Annotated in this window: 10 protein-coding genes; 3 read left to right on the top strand and 7 right to left on the bottom strand. The window is 71.1% G+C overall.

Annotated elements, in window-relative coordinates:
• Positions 1 to 190: 190 nt before the first annotated feature.
• The 7 genes from GGQ91_RS22030 to GGQ91_RS22060 all read right to left on the bottom strand — a co-directional run bounded on the left by GGQ91_RS22030 (position 191) and on the right by GGQ91_RS22060 (position 12,373).
• On the bottom strand, positions 191 to 1,297 hold the full coding sequence (locus GGQ91_RS22030) for a microcin C ABC transporter permease YejB (RefSeq protein ID WP_043350022.1): 1,107 nt from the start codon (positions 1,295 to 1,297) through the stop codon (positions 191 to 193).
• 4 nt (positions 1,298 to 1,301) lie between these two features.
• Positions 1,302 to 3,101, bottom strand: coding sequence for an extracellular solute-binding protein (locus GGQ91_RS22035; RefSeq protein WP_246410862.1), 1,800 nt, complete (start codon positions 3,099 to 3,101; stop codon positions 1,302 to 1,304).
• Between the two features lie 62 nt (positions 3,102 to 3,163).
• Positions 3,164 to 5,077, bottom strand: a complete 1,914-nt coding sequence (locus GGQ91_RS22040; RefSeq protein WP_053609031.1) for an ABC transporter substrate-binding protein — start codon at positions 5,075 to 5,077, stop codon at positions 3,164 to 3,166.
• 150 nt (positions 5,078 to 5,227) lie between these two features.
• On the bottom strand, positions 5,228 to 7,312 hold the full coding sequence (locus tag GGQ91_RS22045) for a hypothetical protein (protein WP_182592841.1): 2,085 nt from the start codon (positions 7,310 to 7,312) through the stop codon (positions 5,228 to 5,230).
• Positions 7,313 to 7,526: 214 nt separating this feature from the next.
• A complete protein-coding gene (locus GGQ91_RS22050) occupies positions 7,527 to 10,346 on the bottom strand; it encodes a DUF4159 domain-containing protein (protein ID WP_043381194.1) in 2,820 nt (939 codons plus the stop codon).
• A 7-nt stretch (positions 10,347 to 10,353) separates the two neighbouring features.
• A complete protein-coding gene (locus GGQ91_RS22055) occupies positions 10,354 to 11,265 on the bottom strand; it encodes a DUF58 domain-containing protein (protein ID WP_053609034.1) in 912 nt (303 codons plus the stop codon).
• Between the two features lie 103 nt (positions 11,266 to 11,368).
• On the bottom strand, positions 11,369 to 12,373 hold the full coding sequence (locus GGQ91_RS22060) for an AAA family ATPase (protein WP_182592842.1): 1,005 nt from the start codon (positions 12,371 to 12,373) through the stop codon (positions 11,369 to 11,371).
• Positions 12,374 to 12,729: 356 nt separating this feature from the next.
• On the opposite strand from GGQ91_RS22060, the gene GGQ91_RS22065 reads away from it, so the two are divergent.
• The 3 genes from GGQ91_RS22065 to GGQ91_RS22075 all read left to right on the top strand — a co-directional run bounded on the left by GGQ91_RS22065 (position 12,730) and on the right by GGQ91_RS22075 (position 18,115).
• Positions 12,730 to 15,876: a rhamnan synthesis F family protein gene (locus tag GGQ91_RS22065; protein ID WP_182592843.1), complete on the top strand. Its 3,147-nt coding sequence runs from the start codon at positions 12,730 to 12,732 to the stop codon at positions 15,874 to 15,876.
• Positions 15,877 to 15,895: 19 nt separating this feature from the next.
• Positions 15,896 to 17,428: a glycosyltransferase gene (locus GGQ91_RS22070; RefSeq protein ID WP_182592844.1), complete on the top strand. Its 1,533-nt coding sequence runs from the start codon at positions 15,896 to 15,898 to the stop codon at positions 17,426 to 17,428.
• 183 nt (positions 17,429 to 17,611) lie between these two features.
• A complete protein-coding gene (locus GGQ91_RS22075; protein ID WP_043349987.1) occupies positions 17,612 to 18,115 on the top strand; it encodes a cupin domain-containing protein in 504 nt (167 codons plus the stop codon).
• The last annotated feature ends 42 nt before the right edge of the window (positions 18,116 to 18,157 follow it).

An 18,157-nucleotide genomic window follows, 5' to 3' on the forward strand; every position in this document is an offset into this window, starting at 1 on the left:
ACCCGTCTGCCTAAAGTCGCGGATCAGGATCGATCCTGCCCTGACATTGCCAGCAAAGGCGGTCTGTGTCAGCCGGCGTATGCGTGTTGAAGGGGTCTGGGTCGGGGTGAATCTTTTCTGTCCCGCGGGATGCGGAAGAAATTTCAGCGATCCGTATCCTTTCGTATGGTGTGGGCGCCCTGGAAAATCTTCACGTCGCCCGCGCGGAGAAGTCGATCCGCGGGTCGATCCAGACGTAGATCAGGTCGGAGAGCAGGTTCACCGCGAGACCAAGCAGCGAAAAGATGTAGAGGGTGGCGAACACCACCGGATAGTCGCGCCCGACGATCGCCCGGAACGACAGCTCGCCCAGGCCGTCGAGGGAGAAGATCGTCTCGATCAGCAGCGAGCCGGTGAAGAAGGCCGAGATGAAGGCCCCGGGGAAGCCCGCGATCACGATCAGCATGGCGTTGCGGAACACATGGCCGTAGAGCACGCGCCGCTCGGAGAGCCCCTTCATCCGTGCGGTGAGCACGTACTGCTTGCGGATCTCGTCGAGGAACGAGTTCTTCGTGAGCAGGGTCGAGGTTGCGAAGGCGCCGATCACCAGGGCGGTGAGCGGCAGCACCATGTGCCACGCGTAGTCGGTCACCTTGTGCCAGGTCGAGAAGCTCTCCCAGCCCTCGCTGGTCAGCCCGCGCAGCGGGAACCATTGGTAGAACGATCCGCCGGCGAAGAGGATGATGAGCATCAGTCCGAACATGAAGCCCGGGATCGCGTAGCCGATGATCACCACGAAGGAGGTCGCGCGGTCGAACTGCGTGCCGTCCGCCACCGCCTTGCGGATGCCCAGCGGGATCGAGATCGCGTAGGACAGGAGCGTCATCCACAGGCCGAGCGAGATCGAGACCGGCAGCCGCTCCTTGATCAGCTGGATGACGGTGACATCGCGGAAGTAGCTGCGTCCGAAATCGAACCGGACATAGTCCCAGAGCATCTTGGCGAAGCGCTCGGGTGCAGGCTTGTCGAAGCCGAACTGCTTCTCGAGCTTGGCGATGAATTCCGGGCTCAACCCTTGAGCGCCGCGATAGCGGGAGCTGGCGTCGCCGCCACCGCCCGACGGCCGGCTGGCACCGCCGAGGTCGCCCGATCCGCCGGTGACACGGGACATGGCTCCGTCGCGCTGCCCCTGGAGCTGCGACAGAACCCGCTCCACCGGGCCGCCTGGGGCGAACTGCACGATCGTGAAGGTGATCAGCATGATCCCGAACAGGGTCGGGATCATCAGGCCGATGCGGCGCAGGATGTAGGCGAGCATGGCGTCAGTCCCGGCCGATCCGCTTGGCCTTGTCGGCGTCGAACCACCACGTTCCGGGGGCGCCGAGATCGTATTTCGGCGGCGTGGCCGGGCGGCCGAACACGTCCCACAGGGCGAGGCGGTGGGTCGAGGCGTACCACATCGGCACCCAGTAGCGCCCGGCCCGCAGGACCCGGTCCAGGGCCCGGCAGGCGGTGGTCAGGTCCGCCCGCGACGTCGCGTCGGCGACGGCGGTGAGCAGCGCGTCGATCGCCGGGTTGGCGATCCCCGAGAGGTTGTTGGAGCCCGCGGTCCCGGCAGACCGGGAGCCGTAGGTCTCGCGCAGCTCCGCGCCGGGGGTGAGCCCGCTGCTGTAGCGGCGCGGCGTGACGTCGAAGTCGAAATCCTTGAGCCGCGCCTGGTACTGGGACGGGTCGACCGTGCGCAGGCTCGCCTTGATGCCGAGCAGGCCCAGGTTGCGGATGAACGGCTGCGTGACCGCCTGGAAGACCGGATCCTCATCGAGGAACTCGAGGGTCAGGGGCTGGCCGCCGGGCAGCATGAGGCTGCCACCCTGGCGGGTACAGCCGGCCTCCCGCAGGAGCGCGTCGGCGCGCTTGAGCAGCGCCCGGTCCTGGCCGGACCCGTCGGAGACCGGCGGCGTCCAGGCCTCGCCGAATACCTCCGGCGGCAGGTCCTTGAACGGCTCCAGCAGGGCGAGTTCCTCGGCCGAGGGCTTGCCGGTCGCCTTGAGGTCGGAATTCTCGAAGAACGAGGCCGTGCGCGTGTAGGCGCCGTACATCAGGTTGCGGTTTGACCATTCGAAATCGAAGCACAGGCCGATCGCCTCGCGCACCCGCGGGTCGCGGAACGCCGCGCGGCGGGTGTTGATCCACCAGCCCTGGGTGCCGCTCGGCCGGGCATCCGGCACCATCTCGCGGACCACGCGAGCCTCGGTCATCGCCGGGAAATCGTATCCGGTCGCCCAGACCCGGGCGGTGAACTCCTCGCGGAACGTGAAGGCGCCGCTCTTGAACGCCTCGAACGCCACGGTGCGGTCGCGGAAATACTCGTAGCGGATCGCGTCGAAATTGTTCTGGCCGACATTCACCGGCAGCTCGGCGGCCCAGTAATCCGGCACGCGCTCCAGGCCGATGGACCGGCCCGGATCGACCGTGCCGACCCGGTAGGGCCCGGAGCCGAGGGGCGCGTCCAGGGTCGAGGCCTCGAAGTCCCGGCCGGCGTAGTAGGCGGCGGAGAAGAGCGGCAGCTGCGCGACGAACAGCGGCAGGTCCCGGGCGCGGCCCGGCGCGAAGGTCACCACCAGCCGCCCGTCGCCCTCGGCCCGGGCGTCGGTCATGGGCCGGATCACCTCGGCGATCTCGGGGTGGCCCTTGTCGCGCAGGAGCTTGAGGCTGAAGGCCGCGTCCCGCGCGGTCAGCGGCGAGCCGTCGTGGAACCGCGCCTGCGGGCGCAGGGCGAACGTGTAGGTCAGGCCGTCCGGACTGACCGTGACGGCGCGCGCCACCAGCCCGTAGAGGGCGTCCGGCTCGTCGAGGGCCCGGACCATCAGGCTGTCGAAGGTCAGGGGCATGCCGGCGGCCCCGTCGCCGCGCAGCACGTAGATGTTGAGCGTGTTGAAGGTGTTGAGCGACTGGTTTCCTGTCGTCGCGGCGAGCTGCGCCGAGAAGCGCCCGCCGCGCGGTGCCATCGGGTTCACGTAGTCGAAATGCGCGAAGTCGGGTCCGTATTTCAGCTCGCCGAAGCTGGACAGGCCGTGGCGCTCGGCGGCATCGGCCGCGCGGGCGCGGCGCCACGGCGGCATCGCCGCCAGGGCGCCGGCGCCGAGGACCAGCCCGCGCCGGGTCGGCAACCCGGGACCGCCCGTCAACGGGGCGCCCCGGTCTTGGCCGCGAGCTTCTCGTCGTACCACCACGTCGTCGGGAAGCCGGAGCTGGCATAGAGCGGCAGGATCGCCGGGTGGCCGAACCGGTTCCAGCGCAGCGTCCGCTGCTGGTCGGAGGACCATTGCGGGACGACGTAATCATGCGCCAGGAGCACGCGGTCGAGGGCCCGCGTCGCCGCGATCACGGTGTGCCGGTCCTTGGCGAAGATCACCTTCTCGATCAGGGCGTCGATTCCGGGATCCTTGATGCCGATCAGGTTGCGCGAACCGGGCTTGTCGGCCGCCGCCGAGCCCCAGTACTCGCGCTGCTCGTTGCCCGGCGAAAGCGACTCGCCCCACGACGTCGTGGTGACATCGAAATCGAAGTTGCGGATGCGGTTCTGGTATTGGGCCTGATCGATCACCCGGAGGGTGGCGTCGATGCCGATCAGCTTCAGCTGCGCCGAGAACGGCAGGATCACGCGCTCGAACGTGTTCTGGAACTCGAGGAACTCGACGGTCAGCGGCTCGCCGGTCGCCTTGCTGACCATCTTGCCGCCGCGCAGCTCGAAGCCGGCCTCGCGCAGCAGGCCGACGGCCTCGCGCAGGTTCTTGCGCACCGCCTCCGGGCCGTCGTTGATTGGGTTGGCGTAGGGCGTGGTGAAGACGGCAGGCGGGACCTTGTCCCGGACGCTCTCGAGGATCGCCTTCTCCTCGCCCTCCGGCAGGCCCGATGAGGCGAGTTCCGAGCCGAAGAAGTAGGAGTTGATGCGCTTGTACAGGCCGTAGAACAGGGCCTTGTTCATCTCCTCGTAGTTCATCGCGAGGTTGAAGGCCCGGCGGACGCGCGGGTCCTTGAACTTGTCCCGGCGGGTGTTGAACGCGAAGGCCTGCATGATGCCCATGCCGCGCTCGGGGAAGGCCTCCTTGATGAGCCGCCCCTCCTTCACGGCCGGGAAATCCTCATAGGCGGTCGCCCAGTTCCGGGCGATGTTCTCCACGCGGAAGTCGTAGAGATCGCCTTTCAGCGCCTCGACCAGCACGGTGCCGTCGCGGAAATACTCGTAGCGCTCGGTGTCGAAGTTGTAGCGCCCGGCATTCACCGGCAGGTCCTTGCCCCAGTAGTCGGGGACGCGGGTGTAGGTCGTGGTGCGGCCCGGCTCGAACTTCGCGAGCCGGTAGGGGCCCGAGCCGAGCGGCGGCTCCAGGGTGGTCTCGGTGACGCTGCGCGGCTTGCCGTTGGCGTCCTGGGCGGTCCACCAGTGCTTGGGCAGGACGCGCAGCTGCCCGATCACCTGCGGCAGCTCGCGGTTGCCGGTCTCCGTGAAGGTGAAGGTCACCTCGCGCGGCCCGGTCACCGCGGCCTTGGCCACGGTCTGGTAATAGGCGGCGTAGAACGGGCTGTTGGCCTTCAGCACGTCGAAAGACCAGACCACGTCCTCGGGGGTGATCGGCTTGCCGTCATGCCAGCGGGCGTTTTCGCGCAGCCGGTACGAGACCGAGCCGAGATCGGGGGCGATCCGCACAGCCTCGGCGAGCAGGCCGTAGGAGGTGAACGGCTCGTCCGAGGACTCGGTCATCAGCGAATCGTAGATCTGCTGGATGCCGTTCTCGAGGTCGCCCTTCAGGCCGGCGACGACGATGTTGAAATTGTCGAAGCCGCCCTGGGCCCCGAACCGGACCATCCCGCCCTTGGGCGCGGCCGGGTCGGCATAGTCGAAATGCTTGAAGTCGGGGCCGTATTTCGGCTGGCCCATCAGCGTGATCGCGTGGGTCCACTGGCCGTTGGCGGCCGGCAGGGTGGCCGGCGTCGACGGCATCGCGACCGGTTCCTGCGCGTGGGCCGGAACGAGCTGGAGGCAGGCGAGGAGGAGCGTCGCGGCGAGGAGGCGTCCAGTCACGGTCTGCGCTGTCACGGGCAGGCTGTCTCCGTTGCATCGGGCCCGCGCGGGCGCGGACAACTCGAAAATATCAGGGGGTCATAGGACGCGGGCCGCCATCCGTCGACCATGCGGGGCCGCACGCCGCCCGGCGCGAGCGACGGCCATTCCCCATCCGAAGGCCTGTCACGCCGCCCGGCCCCGTCTGCCCTCGACCAGCCACATGGCGAGCAGGGCGGCCGCCAGGGCGGCCAGCGCCGCGAGGCCGAGTGCCAGGGGATAGACCTCGACGCCGCGGATATTGGCGCTGTCACTCGGCCGGAAGCCGATCCAGTCGCTGCCCGCGAGGCGACCGCCGCGCACCAGGGCGAGGCGCGGGACCTGGATGCCGCCGCCGGCCTCGGCGACCCGGCGCACCGAGCCGCTCGATCCGTCGGCCACGGCCTTCAGGCGGTCGGTGTCGCTGAACACGTCGGCGAGTTCGCGCGGATTAGCCGGGCCGACGCTGACGAAGGCCACGAGGTTTCCCGAGCGCAGCGTGTGCAGCCCCAGTGTTTCCGCATCGAAGGTCGCCGTGAACAGACCCGGTTCACCGGGCTTCAAGGTGAGGGTCGTCACCTTGCCCGTGGGACCGGTGACGGTGACCGGCTCGGCCTGATCCGCCATGGTCTGGCGCTCCACCCGGACCTCGCGGCCGCGTCCGGTGGTCTGCGCGCGCAGCGCCTCCTCCTCCAGGGCCGGCTCCTTCATGAGCCAGTGGCCGAGGCGGCGCAGCAGATCCAGATACGGCCCGCCCTCCTGGTAGCCCCGGGCCCAGAGCCAGGCGTGGTCGGACAGGAGCAGGGCGACCCGGCCCTTGTCCTCGCGCGAGAGGGCGAGCAGCGGCAGCCCCTCGGCCCCCGACAGGATCGGCTGGATGCCGGGGCGGGTGCGCGCCTCCACGATGCGCAGCCAGTCGCCCCAGGCGGGCGGGTTCGCATCCGAGCCCGGCAGGGCGCGGGTCACCGGGTGGCGCTGGCCGACCTGCGTCGGCGTCGCCTTGTAGGGCTTCTCGACCACGCGCCCGTCCGGGTCGCCCGGCAGGATCCCGGCCAGCCGGGTGCGCGCCAGGCTCGCCGGTCCGGCGAATTCGGGCCCGGCCGCGATGAGGAGTGCGCCGCCCTCGCGGACGTAGCGGACGATGTTGTCGAAATAGGCCTGCGGCAGCACGCTCTGATTGGCGTAGCGGTCGAAGATGATCAGGTCGAAGTCCTTGATCTTCTGGACGAACAGCTCGCGCGTCGGGAAGGCGATCAGGGAGAGTTCCGAGATCGGCGTGCCGTCCTGCTTCTCCGGAGGGCGCAGGATGGTGAAGTGGACGAGGTCGACATTGGCGTCCGACTTCAGAAGGTTGCGCCATGTGCGCTCGCCCTGGTGCGGCTCGCCGGAGACGAGGAGCACCCTGAGCTTCTCGCGGATCCCCTCGATGGGCAGGACCGCGCGGTTGTTCACCGTGGTCAGCTCGCCCGGCAGCGGCTCGACCTCGATCTCGACGACGTTCGGGCCGCCATGCTCGATGCGCAGGTTGAGGGAGAACGGCTTGTCGGTGGCGACGTCCCGCCGGCCGATCTCCTCGCCGTCGCGGCGCACGGTGACGACGGCGTGGCCGGTCCCGCCGCGCTCCATGACCTCGGCGCGGATCGTCAGATCCTTGCCGACGATGCCGAAGCGGGGCGCCTCCAGGAGCTTGATCTGCCGGTCGCGCTCGTCCGGATGACCGGTGACGAGGACGTGGAGCGGCGCCTTGATGCCGAGCTGCGCCAGGGAGGCGGGGATGTCGTGCACCACGCCGTCGGTGAGCATCACGATCCCGGCCAGGCGTTCCGGCGGCACGTCGGCGAGGGCCTGGCTCAGGGCCGTGAACAGCTTGGTGCCGTCATCGCCGTCCTTGGAATCCGGCACGTCGATGAAGCGGGGCTCGATGTCGGCGAGCGCACCGAACCGGCGCTGCAACTCGGCACGGACCGCGTCGGTCATCTGCGGCCGGTCGCCCAGGGCCTGGGATCCGGACCGGTCGACTACGATGGCGGCGACGTCCTTCACGGGCTCCCGGTCCTCGCGCACCAGCGCCGGGTTGGTGAGCGCTGCCAGAACGAGAGCGAGGACGAGCACGCGCAGCAGAGCGGTCCGGCCCCGGGCCAGGACGGCGAACACCGCCAAGACGACGACGATGACGCCCAGGACGGCGATCGCCGGCCAGGGCAGGAGGGGGGTGAAGCTGAGGCTCAGCATGATGGTCCGGCCTCCGGGATGCGTATGCGGGACGAGGCGGTCGACCGATCAAATCCCCTCATCCTGAGGCGCCGCGTCGGCGGCCCCGAAGGAGGGCTCCAGGGATCGCCGAGACCTCTGGAGGGCTCCTTCGAGGCGCCCGCTGCGCGGCCGCACCTCAGGATGAGGACGATGGATGGGAGCACGCGCGGCCTTGGGAACGTCGCGACGGTCGTCACTGCCCCAACCGCTCCAGCAGCGCGGGCACGTGGACCTGATCCGCCTTGTAGTTGCCGGTGAGCGTGTACATCACGATGTTCACGCCGCCCCGGAACGCCATCTCGCGCTGGCGCTGGTCACCGCCCACGACGGGATAGAGCGGCTCGCCCCGACGCCCCACTGCCCAGGCGGCGGCGAGGTCGTTGCTCGTGATGATGATCGGGCTCACGCCGTCGCCTGCCCGGGCGGGACGGCGTTCGACGCCATCGGCGGCCGGTGGCAGAGCCTCCACCCAGGTCTGGCCAGTGGCGTAGCGACCCGGAAAGCTGTCCACCAGGTAGAACGCCTTGGTCAGCACGTGGTCGAGGGGCACCGGCTCCAGCTCCGGGACCTCGAGCGTCGCCAGCATCTTGCGGAGATACGCGGCCTCCGGGGTGGGCGGACCGCCAGGACGGGCGGTGAGCCCGTCCCGGGTGTCGAATAGGACGGTCCCGCCGTTGCGCATGAACGCGTCGATCTTGCGGATCGCCACGTCCGAGGGCTGCGGCCGGTTCGGGGCGATCGGCCAGTAGATCAGCGGGTAGAAGGCCAACTCGTCCTTGGCCGGATCGATGCCGGCGGGCTCACCCGGCTCCAGGGCGGAGCGCGCGGCGAGCATCTGGGTCAGCCCGGTGAGGCCGGTCCGGCTCGCCTCGTCGACGGCGGCGTCGCCCGTGATCACGTAGGCGAGGCGCGTGACCAGTGCCGATTCGACGCCGTTCGGCCGGTTGGCCGGCGGCTCCTCGGCCTGGGCAGGGCGCACCGGCAGGGCGGCGAGCAGGAGCAGGGCGCCGAGAGCCAGAGCGGCCGGCCGCCCGCGGAGGCGAGCCGCCAGGCCGCCGCGCCGCAGGAAGCCGCCGAGCCACAGGCCCGCCAGGGTGTCGAGGGCCAGCAGAAGCAGCGCCAGGGTGAACAGGCTCGGTCGCAGGTCCAGGGTCTCGGCGCCCGCCAGGGATCCGAACCGGGCGCCGTCGAGGGCTGCGGCGTCGAGGGGCTTCAACCGATCATCCGGTTTCAGGGCGTTCACGCTGATGCCTCCGTCCGGCGGGCCGTAGAAGCCCGGCGGATGCTCAAGGGTCGCCCGGTCGGCGTAGTCGGCCGACACCGCGGTGGCCGAGGCCGGCGGCGAGCCCAATGCGCCGAACCCGTCGAGGGTCACCCGCGGGGCGAGCACCGGCGCGGTGGCCCGGGAAGGATCCCCCTGCACCGGCGCCGAGGCGCCAGCCAACGCCACGACGCGCCGGAGCATGTCGATGAACAGGCCCGAGAGCGGAAGGTTCGACCACGTCGTGTCGGCGGTGACGTGGAACAGCACGATCGTGCCCTGACCGCGCTTCTGCGCGGTGACGATCGGGGTGCCGTCCTGAAGGGAGGCCCAGGTCCGGTTCGGCAGGTCGCCGTCCGGCTCGGCCAGGATCTGGCGGCGCACGCCGATATCGGCCGGCGGCGTCAGGCCCGCGAAGGGGCTCTCGGGCGGGAACGGCGCCAAGGTCTTGGGGCTATCCCACGAGAGGGTGCCGCCGAGCGTCCGGCCGCCCCGGCGCAACCGCACCGGCACCAGCGGATCGTTGCCGGCAGCGAGCCGCGGGCCGGCGAAGCGCAGCAGCATCCCGCCCTCCTTCACGAAGCTCTCGATCCGGGCGGTGGTCTTCTCGTCCAGCGCGCCGACATCGGCCAGAACGAGGACCGAGACTTGATTGTCGAGGAGCTGGTTGATCGACTCCGCGATCCCCTTGGCGCCCCGCGGCTCCTGAACGTCCGCGAAGGGCTGGAGCGCCCGGGACAGGTAGTAGGTCGGCGCCAGCAGGGGCTGTGCCTGGTCGAGGGTGCCGCCGAAGACGAGGCCGACCCGGCGCCGCTTGCCGCGCTCGTCCTGCAGCACCACCGCGCCGGCCGAGCGCTCGCCCGCGATCTCAAGCCGGCTGATGCTGTTGCGCAGCTCCACCGGCAGCTCGAAGGTCGCGTCCGCCTCGGTGGCGTCGGCCGCGAAGGCGAAGTCGCGCTCGGCGAGCGGCAGGCCCTTCTGGTCGAGCGCCCGGATCAAACCGGTATCGCGCCCGTTCGGTGCGGCCCGCAGGGCGTGCGTGACGAGCTTGCCGGCGTTCTCGGTGGCGGTGAGGGCCAGGGCCGGCGGCCTGTCGGCGCGCAGCACCGTGAGGGCGGCGCCCTTGTCGCCGGCGAGATCGGCGAGACCCTTCGCGAAGCGCGTATCGTTCGCGCCGGCGACGCCGTCGCTGATCCAGACGAGGGCGGCACCCCGGTTCTTGTCCAGGAACGTCTCGATCGTGGCGAGATGCGCGTCGCGGGCGGGGAGGATCGGGCGCGGCGCCAGGGCGCGCAGACGCTCCAGGGCAGCGGCCGGCGTCTTCGCCTCGAAGGCCGATGGCGCGTCGGCGAGCCCGATCACCGCCACCGGACGGCCGTCACGGGCCGCGCCCTCCACGGCGTCGGTGGCGACGCGCAGCCGGTCGCGCCAGTCGTGGGCGGCGGGGAAGCCGTTGTCGAGGAGCACGAGGAGGGCGCTGCGGCCGCCACCGGCCCCGATGCCCCCGGCATTCCAGACCGGGCCGGCCACCGCCAGGATCAGGGCGGCGGCGATCAGAAGCCGGAGGATCAGCAGCCAGGGCGGCGTCCGCGCCGGGGTCTGCCGCTGCGGCATCAGGTCCGCGACGAGCTTCAGCGGCGGGAAATTGATCCGCCGCGGGCGCGGCGGGGTCACCCGCAGCAGGAACCACAGGGCCGGCAGGCCGATCAGGGCGGCGAGCGCCAGCGGGGCGGCGAAGGTCAGACCCAGCATGGCGGCCTCACTCCGTGCCGCGGGCGGCGATCAGCGTGGCGAGCCGCAGGGCCGCCTCGCTCGCCGGCCGGTCCGTCCGATGGATCGTCAGCGTCCAGCCCTGGCCGCGGGTGATCGCCGCAAGGGCGGCCCGGTGCTCGGCGATCCGGGCGCGGTAGCGCGCGCCCCAGGCATCGGCGTCGCCGATATCGAGGCTGAGGCCGCCCTCCAGATCGTGCAGGACCGCCTGCCCGGTGAAGGGGAAGGTCTCCTCGATCGGGTCCACCACCATCAGGAGATGGCCGCGGCTGCCGCGGCCGGCGAGGTTCTGCACGGCGGCGGCGATCCGGTCCGGCTCGGTCAGAAAGTCGCCGATGAGTACCACCTCGTCGAAGCGGGCGGGATTGGCCCGGGGCGGCAGGTCCTGGGTGAGGCCCGCAGGGTCGGCCACCAGCGCCTGGGCCAGACGCTCGACGATCCCCCGCGACGCGCTTGCACGGGTCAACCCGAGGAGGCCCACCCGCTCGCCGCCTTCGACGAAGGCGTCCGCCAGGGCCAGACCGAGGACCAGAGCCCGCTCGATCTTGGACGCCGACGCGAGATCCGAAACGAAGCCCATCGAGGCCGAGCGGTCGATCCACAGCCAGATGTTGTGGGCGGCCTCCCATTCCCGTTCGCGCACGTAGAGCCGGTCGTCCCGGGCCGAGCGGCGCCAGTCGACCCGGGCGGCGGCCTCGCCGGTGACGAAGGGGCGGAACTGCCAGAAGCTTTCGCCCGGCCCGGCCCGGCGGCGGCCGTGGAGGCCGTGGGCGAGCAGGCTCGACACGCGCCGCGCCTCCAGGACGAGGCGGGGCATCTTGTCGGAGAGGGCGGCCGCGCCCTCGCTCTCGCGCCGGCCGGGGCTGCGCCTGCCCGCGTCGAGGGCGTTCGTCGCCACCATCGTCAGCGCAGTCCTTCGGCTGGGTTCCGCGCTGACGACGGCTTTGGACCACGCATGTTCTTCACGTTCGCCGGCATCCGCCTCACTCGATACTGCCGAAGGCTCAGAGCTTCTCCGCAAGCTTGGCGATCAGGCCCTCGATGGTCTCGCTGTCGGCGCGGGCGGTGTAGCTCAGCGCCATGCGGTGCTTGAGCACCGGCTCGGCCAGCGCCTTCACGTCGGCCACGGAGGGCGCGACCCGGCCCTCGATCAGGGCCCGGGCGCGGGCGGCGAGCGTCAGGGCCTGGCTGGCGCGGGGGCCCGGCCCCCAGAGGAGCTTGTCCTTCACCAGGGCGTCGCCGCTATCCGGCCGGGCCGCGCGGACGAGGTCGAGGATCGCCTCGACCACGGCCTCCCCCACGGGCAGCCGGCGCACGAGGCGCTGGGCGGTGAGCAACTGCTCGGTGGACATCACCGCGCGCGGCCGCGCCTCGTCGACGCCGGTGGTCTCGATCAGGATCCGCCGCTCGGCGGCGCGGTCGGGATAGCCGACGTCGATCTCCAGAAGGAAGCGGTCGAGCTGCGCCTCGGGCAGGGGGTAGGTGCCCTCCTGCTCGATCGGGTTCTGCGTCGCCAGCACGTGGAACGGCCGCGGCAGGTCGTGGCGGGCGCCCGCGACCGAGACGTGGCCCTCCTGCATGGCCTGGAGCAGGGCCGACTGCGTGCGCGGGCTCGCCCGGTTGATCTCGTCGGCCATCAGGAGCTGCGTGAAGACCGGCCCCTGCACGAACCGGAAGGCACGGCGACGCTCGGCATCCTCCTCCAGGATCTCGGTGCCGAGGATGTCGGAGGGCATCAGGTCCGGGGTGAACTGCACGCGCCGCGCGTCGAGGCCCAGCACGGTGCCGAGCGTCTCCACGAGCTTGGTCTTGGCCAGCCCCGGCAGGCCCACCAGCAGCCCGTGGCCGCCGGCCAGGATGGTCACGAGGGCGAGATCGACGACCTTCTCCTGGCCGAAGATCACCCCGTGGATCGCCTCGCGGGCCGCGCCGACGGCAGCGAGGCAGCTCTCCGCGGTCGCCACGATGCCGTCGTCGAGGGTCGTGGCCGGGCTGATCCCCTGCGTCATGCCGTTATCCATCTCCTGTCCGGAGCCCCGCGGGACCCCTCTGGCCATTCCGACAAGTGTGGGGCTTCTGGTGCCGGGCTGGCAAGGTCGGGATCGCCGCACGCCATCGTCGCACGATTTTGCCCGGATGCTTCGGTCCGCGGCGCCGCTATCGCAGCGTGGACCCGACACCACAACCCGAAGCGAAACCGCCTCCCCGGGCGCAGGTCTTGGCGTCGGCGACCCGGACCTTTAGGAAGGCGCCCAAGCCGGGGCGGTCCTCACCCGCGACCGCCGGGCCGGCCGAACCCTCTGATGTCTCTCGCGGATCGCGGCGTGGGCAGCTTTGCGGGCTTCCCGCGTATCCGGACCTGACCATGCGCCTTCGAGATGTGTTCGTCGTCGGATCGTCGGAGAAGGCCGGCCTCGCCGGTGCGGCGCAATCCCTCGCGCGCCCGCTGACCCGGCGCCTGAAGCGCCGCCGCCGCAGCGAGCCCCGTCAGGCGGACCTCGTCCGCGCGGTCAAGGAATCCGGCCTGTTCGATCCGGCTTGGTACGCGCGGCGCTATCCCGACGTCGTCGGCGAGGGACTCGATCCCGCGCTCCACTACGCGGTCCATGGCGGCCGCGAGGGCCGCTGGCCGCACCCGCTGTTCCACGGCGATCTCTACCTCAATTCCGTTCCCGGCCTCCGGGCCGAGGGCATCAACCCCCTGCTCCACTATATCGACCGCGGCGCCGCGGCGGGTCTCCGGCCCAACCCCCTGTTCGATCCGGACTGGTACGCGGAGCGCTATCTCGGCGGCGCCGAGCACCGCGCCCGGGCGTTGTCCGATTTCCTGTCCCGGTCCGACACCGACCCGTCGCCGCTGTTCGACACCGCCTGGTACCTGTCCCGCTACCCGGATGCCCGCGCGGCCGGCGGCAACGCCCTCAGCCACTTCTTCGAGACCGGCCGGAAGCAGGGCTACCTGCGCAACCCGGAGGAATTCGCCGGCCTGTCCCGGCATGTCGACCTGATCCGCCGGTCGGGCCTGTTCGACGCGGCGTTCTACCGGGCGCGCTGCCCCGAGGCGGAGACCAGCGGGCTCGAGCCGCTGGAGCACTACGTGATGGCCGGCGGCTACCGCCGCTACGCGCCCCATCCGCTGTTCGATCCCGACTGGTACGCGGCGCAATCCGCCGCGGTCCGGGCCGACAGCCTCAACCCCCTGGTCCACTACCTGGAGCACGGCGCCGCCGAGGGGCTCGATCCCGGGCCCTGGTTCGACACGCGCTGGTACGCCGAGACCTACTTGGCGACCCGCGCGGCCGACGACGCGGCCGGGCAGAACCCGCTGGCTCATTTCCTCGCCGATGGCGGGCGCACGACGAGCCCGTCGCCGCGCTTCGACGCGCCCTGGTACCGCACCCGCTACCCGAAGGTCGCCGCGCTGGGCCTCAACCCGCTGGTCGACTACGTCACCACCGGCCTGGAGGCCGGCCGCCTGACCCGCCGCGTCCCCGGCGCCGCTGTGCCGGAAGCCTCCGACGCGCGCCTCTCCTGCCTGAAGCGCACGGCCCGCCGGCACGGCCGCACGGCCCTGTTCATCACCCACTGCCCCGAGGGGCGGATCCGCGGCCATGTCGAGCCCTACTTGAGGGCCTTCGCGGAGAACGGGACCGACCTCGTCCTGATCATCGCCGCCGACCAGCACAAGAACGCCGTGCCCCAGGCGATCCTGGATCTCTGCGCCTCCGTCTATCTCCGCGAGAACCGCGGCTTCGACTTCGCCGCCTGGGCGCATGTCCTCCTGGAGGACACCGATCTCCTCGATTCCGAGACGCTCTACCTCGCCAACGACAGCCTCGTCGGGCCCCTCGACCGCGCCGACTTCGCCGGCCTGCTCACCAAGATCGACGCCTTCCCGGAGGCGGTGATCGGGCTCGCCGACAATTTCTACTACAGCCACCACCTCCAGAGCTTCTTCCTGGCCCTGAAGAAGCGCTGCCTGTCCTCCTACGCGTTCAGCCAGTTCCTCCAGGCCGTGGCGAACTGGCCGGACAAGAACGCGGTGATCACCGAGTGCGAGTTGACCTTCTCGGGACGGATGCGCGCCGCCGGCCTCGGCATGCGCAGCCTGTTCTCGGCCCAGAACAAGCACATGTCGCTGGTCAACGACCCACGCAACAACCGCACCCTGTTCGACTGGGAGAACATGCTGGCCCAGGGCTTCCCGTTCGTGAAGCGCTCGCTGCTGGGCGAGCACGCCGCGATCGGCGGGGCGGCGGTGCGAGAGGCGATCGCCGAGCGCGGCTTCGACCTCGATCGGCTTGACGTGACCTACACGTATCCGGGCGGCAGGGTCTGGGCGGACCTGCGCAAGCCCCAGGCGCCGGAGCGGCCGCTGCGCGTCGCCTTCGTCTCACCGATGAACTACGCCAACGGGCTCGGCGTCGCGGCCCGCAGCTACGCCCGCGCCCTGCACCGCGCGCCCTTCGCGCTAAATGTCCACCCGATGGAGCGGCCGTTCCACGTCCATGCCCGGGTGGCGCCCGCGTGGCAGGCCCGGACCTTCTCGGGGCCCGCGGACGTCGCGCTGGTGCACTTCAACGGCGACAGCTGGCACTCGCTGATGAGCGACCGGCAGCGGGCGATCGCCGCGGCGGCGCGGCTGAAGATCGGGCTGTTCGTCTGGGAGACCTCCCACGTGCCCGGCGGCTGGCTGCCCACCGTCGACGGCCTCGACGCGATCTGGGCGCCCACGGAGTTCTGCGCGGCGATCTTCCGGCAGATCACCGACATCCCGGTCGACGTCGTGCCCTACGTGGTCGAGAACGAGGCCGGCGAGCCGGCGAGCGCCGCCGCCAAGGCGAACCTGCGCAAGGCCTTCGCCATCGACCCGTCCAAGCGGGTGATCCTCTACGCCTTCGACGGCTCGAGCTATCTCGCCCGCAAGAACCCGCACGCCCTGATCCGGGCCTTCCGGGCGGCCGGGCTCGGGCAGGCGGGCTGGCAACTGGTGCTGAAGACCAAGCACGTCTTCGACCTGCCCGAGGAGGGCAAGAAGCTCCTCGACCTCGTCGGAACGGCGGGCGACGTGGTGGTGATCGACCAGCCGCTCTCCCAGAACGAGCTCGGCGCGCTGTTCGACCTCTGCGCGGTCTACGCCTCGTCGCACTCCTCGGAGGGCTTCGGCCTGACGATCGCCGAGGCGATGGAGATGGGCAAAGTCGTGGTCGCCACCGATTACGGCGGCTGCCGCGACTTCCTCGACGCCACCTGCGGCTTCCCCGTGAAGGCGGAGGTCACGGCCCTCGACCAGACCTACGGCCCGTATCTGCGCGGCGCCGAATGGGGCCAGGTGGACGAGGCGGACCTCACCCGGGCCCTCAACGACGCGGCCCGGGCGGTGACCGGCGGCGACGCGGCCCGGATCGGCGCCGCCGCAAGGGCGCGCATCCGCGAGCGGCTGTCCATCGGCGCGGTGGCGACCGCTATGGAGGCGAGCCTGACCCGCCTGCTCGCCGCCGAACGGTCCTGATTCCCCGGAGACGCGACCCGTGTTGAAGAAGAAGCCGGTTCCGGCCCCGTCGGCCTCGTGGGGCACGCTCCCGTGGCCGGACGCGATCCTGCCGCTGCCCCTCGACGCGCAGGTCCGTCCCCTCGACGAGCGCCGGCTCGGCCAGATCGCGGCCGGTCAGATGCCCGCCTGCCGGGCCGTGTTCGTGGCTCCCGCAGCCTCCGAGCTGTGCCCCGACCTCGTGGCGCATCTCACGCGCGCGATGGCCGAGCGGCCCGATATCGGCATCTTCTACGGCGACGACGCCGTGGTGGACGGCGCGGGTCAGGTCCGCAGCGTCCATTGCAAGCCGACCTTCAACCCGGCCCTCCTCATGGCCGACGATTATATCGGCTTCCCGCTCCTCATCCGGGTCTCGGCCCTGGCCGGTCTGAGCCCGGATTTCGGGAAGCGCCACGGCAGCGCCGCGTGGTTCCGCGTCCTGCTCGGCGCGATCTCCGCCGGGATCGGGATCGACCGGATCCCCCAAACGCTGATCGCCTCGCCGCTGCAACGCCCGAAGGCGACGCGTACGGCCCGCGCCCACGCCCTCGACCGGTGGTTCGACGCGTCCGGCATGCCCCTGCGCGCCGCCCCCGGACTGACCGCTGACACGCTGGAGATCCGCCGGACCCTCGACGCGCGGCCCAGCGTGACCCTGGTGGTGCCGACCAACCAGAGCCGCCCGAAGGACGATCAGGGCCGCGTCGTGGAGGGCGCCAAGCCGCATGTGATCAACCTGCTCGACAGCCTCGGCCGCAGCACCTACCCGGCCGACAGGATCCGCGTGCTGATCGGCGACGACGTGGCCGACGACGCGATCTATCGCGGGCGCTCCGACCGGTTCGCCGTGACCCGCCTGCTGACCACCCGGGCTCCGGGGGAGCGGTTCAACTACGCGGCCAAGATGAACACGCTCTGGCGCGCGGCCGAGACGGATCTCGTCATCCTGATGAACGACGATCTCGTCGTGCGCCGGCCCGGCTGGATCGAGGCGCTCCTGGCCTTCGCGCTGGACCGCGGCGTCGGCGGGGTCGGCGGCCGGCTGCTGTTTCCCACGGGCAAGATCCAGCATGCCGGCATGACCGGCGGCATCTTCGACGTGTTCGCCCACCCCTGGTACAACCGGGACGCGGCCGAGCCGACCTACGGCGACTGGGCCCTGACGCAGCGCGATTGCTCGGCGGTGACCGGCGCGCTCTTCGCCACCCGCAAGGCGGTGCTGGAGGCCGTGAACGGCTTCGACGAGGCCTTCGCCCTCGACTTCAACGACGTTGACCTGTGCCTGAAGATGCGGCAGCTCGGCTACCGCATCGTCTACACGCCGTTCGCCGAGATGGCGCATCACGAGAGCGCCTCGCGGCAGACCAGCTTCGCGCCGGGCTCGCAGATCGCGCGCTTCCTGCGCCGCTGGGGCGACGTCATTGCGGAGGATCCGGCCTACAGCCCGCAACTGCGCATCGACACCGATGTCGTCGCCCCGCGGGCCGACGCGACGCGCTGGATCACGGAGCGCCGGGCCGACGCGGCCTGAGCCGGATCGCACGGGCGGCCCGGGCCGCGTCCGCTCCGGCGCGGGCGCATTAAGGACGACCCAAGAAGATCTTGGGGTTGTGCTGGAACAGGGTCGCCCGAGCCGCTACCCCTGCGCGGGCAATGCGCGGATAGTCTTGTCTTCGCCTGAAAGCGGGCCGCGCGCCGAGGTGCGGAGCTGACCGTGAAGAAGTTTCTCGTCGCCGCCGCCATCCTGCCGGTTCTGGTCGGCGCCGGCGCCTTCGCCGAGATCCGGCTGCACGAGCAGGGGCGTCCCGTCGCCAGCACGGCGATCCGGCCCGGCGGGGCCGCCTTTGCCCCGGCGCCGATCCCGGCGCACTGGGTTGTCGCGGGCGATCCGGTCACCGAGGTCGCGGAAGTCGCCCAGACCCACGACGGGAGCGCGCAGGTCTACCTGTGGCGCACCACGGCCAGCACGTTCCGCTGGACCCACCACGCCGACGAGATCGTCACCATCCTCGACGGCGAGGTCTTCATCACCGACGCGGATGGCCGGCGCCATCACCTGACGCCGGGCGACGTGGCGCATTTCCCCGTGGGGTCCGTCCAGCTCTGGGAGGTGCCCCGGACGCTGCTGAAATCGGCGATCCTCAAGCATCGCAGCCCGACCCTGATCGAGGCGTCCCTGCGCTGGCTGCGCCGGGCCCGCGCCCTCGTCACCGGCTGAGATCAAGGCGCGGCCCGCCGGTGCGTCCCGACGCGCGGCGCT

Source organism: Methylobacterium fujisawaense (assembly GCF_014138435.1).
Lineage (GTDB): Bacteria > Pseudomonadota > Alphaproteobacteria > Rhizobiales > Beijerinckiaceae > Methylobacterium > Methylobacterium fujisawaense.